This is a genomic window from Streptomyces sp. YS-3, assembly GCF_045257485.1.
In the GTDB taxonomy this organism is placed as follows: domain Bacteria; phylum Actinomycetota; class Actinomycetes; order Streptomycetales; family Streptomycetaceae; genus Streptomyces.
In genome coordinates, this window is the sequence record NZ_JBJHPC010001047.1 from 1 (window position 1) to 1,127 (window position 1,127).

Annotated in this window: 1 protein-coding gene and 1 pseudogene; one reads left to right on the forward strand and one right to left on the reverse strand. The window is 70.2% G+C overall.

Going from position 1 to position 1,127, the window contains the following annotated elements:
* Positions 1-548 (forward strand): hypothetical protein (locus ACJA3G_RS37375; protein ID WP_406557456.1); only part of this gene is annotated, 548 nt, incomplete at its 5' end.
* Here the strand turns inward: ACJA3G_RS37375 and ACJA3G_RS37380 are convergent.
* Positions 520-1,127 (reverse strand): annotated as a pseudogene (locus ACJA3G_RS37380) (HTTM domain-containing protein); the annotation flags it as partial. The gene ACJA3G_RS37375 and the pseudogene ACJA3G_RS37380 overlap by 29 nt on opposite strands.

The following is a 1,127-nucleotide window of genomic DNA, read 5'->3' on the forward strand; positions in this document are numbered from 1 at the left end:
GCCCAACCGACCCCACCAATCCCACGAACCCCAACCCGCCCATCCACCTGAGCTACGGCCTCACCGGTAGCTCGACCATCAAGGCGGCGAACGGGGCCGCCGCGCTGGCCGGTGGGATCGAGGCCGACTTCGACCTCGCCTCGGGCACGTACAACGCCGATCTGACGCTGAACCCGACCTCCGGGAAGTTCTCGATCCTCGGGTTCCTCCCGGCGACCGCGAAGATCGAGTTCCAGCAGGTGGGCCGGACGAACGGCACGCTCAGCACCGCCGGTAACCTCACCACCAAGTCGAGCATGTACGTGAAGCTGCCCGAGATAGCCGTCTTCGGCATCCCGCTGGGCGGCGGAGCCGACTGCAAGTCCGGTACCCCCGCCGACGTCAACCTGACCTCGGACGGCCGGTTCGACCCGCTGAGCGGCGGCAAGCTCAAGGGGACGTACACGCTGCCGCCGCTGAAGAGCTGCGGCGCGCTCAACGACATCCTGAGCGCCTTCACCTCGGGCCCGGGCAACACGATCAACATGACGCTCGCCAAGAGGGGGTGACCCCCTCCTCTTCCTCCGAGCGGGCCGCCAGGCCGGCCTCCGCGCCCCGGGCGTCGGGGGCCGGCCGTCTGTCACCGGTCAGCCGCCGCCGCAGCCCCTCGGCCCGCTCCCCCGCCGCCACCAGGAACCCGGTCGGCAGGAACACCAGGTCGGCCGCGATCATCGACAGCGAGAAGTACGGCAGTCCCAGCAGCAGCCCGATGCCGGTGTGTTCGGCGAACAGCAGCGCCAGCAGGACGTTCTTGACCCGCCGGTCGAGCAGGCTGAACGGGAAGGCGACCTGGACGAGCACGGTTCCGTACGTCAGGGCGAGGACGGGCAGTGCGTGCGAGGTGAGGGCGTGCGAGAGCGCGGGGTACGGCTCCAGCCAGTCGAGTCCGGCCGACCAGTACACGGCGGTGCCGTCCTGCCAGGGCGCACCCTGGATCTTGTACCAGCCGGCCGACGCGTACAGCAGACAGAGCTGGATCATCATCATCGCCACCGCGCCGTTGTGCAGCAGATGGCCGATCAGCTCCAGGGTGCGGCGCACACCCGGACGGCCGCGCACCCCGCGCCACACCCCTTGCCCCGCCCAGC